Below are 529 nucleotides of genomic sequence, written 5' to 3' on the forward strand. Positions count from 1 at the left end.
GGGCTTTGTGGGACGTGCTTTGCCGCTCATCCGTCCCCCTCCCGCTGGCGGGAGGGGTTAGGGGAGGGCCTGTCCGCCAGCACACGCTCGATTTCAGCGACCACGCCGTCGAGATTTCCGAGAACGTCGTTGTTCCAGAATCGGATGACGCGATATCCAAGCGCTTCGAGAAATCGGGTCCGCGCCTCATCCGACGCATCCCCATGCTGGCCGCCGTCGACTTCGATGACCAGTTTGATGGACCGTGCGACGAAATCGCAGAAATAGGGGCCGATCTGGACCTGGCGGTTGAAGCGGATTCCGGCTGTCTTGCGGGCGCTCAGGGCGGCCCAGAGGTGTTTTTCGGCTTGCGTGGGGTTGTTGCGAAGGGTGCGGGCGCGGGGGGTGTTTCGCTTTGAGCCTTTATCGACCGGGTTGCTCATCTGACAGGCCCTCCCCCGACCCCTCCCGCAAGCGGGAGGGGAGATTATGGCGTGCTGCGCCTCGCCGCCATCCCTCAGCTCAGCGCCGCCTTCACCGCCGCGCTTGC

Annotated in this window: 1 protein-coding gene; it reads right to left on the reverse strand. The window is 64.7% G+C overall.

Features of this window, described 5'->3' with window-relative positions:
- Positions 1-26: 26 nt before the first annotated feature.
- Positions 27-422 carry an endonuclease domain-containing protein gene (locus ACK4S7_RS13255; RefSeq protein WP_409647748.1) on the reverse strand — a complete coding sequence of 132 codons (396 nt, stop codon included), beginning with the start codon at positions 420-422 and terminating at the stop codon, positions 27-29.
- Positions 423-529: the final 107 nt, after the last annotated feature.

This window comes from Sphingorhabdus sp. (assembly GCF_046292425.1).
Classification (GTDB): Bacteria; Pseudomonadota; Alphaproteobacteria; order Sphingomonadales; family Sphingomonadaceae; genus Sphingorhabdus_B.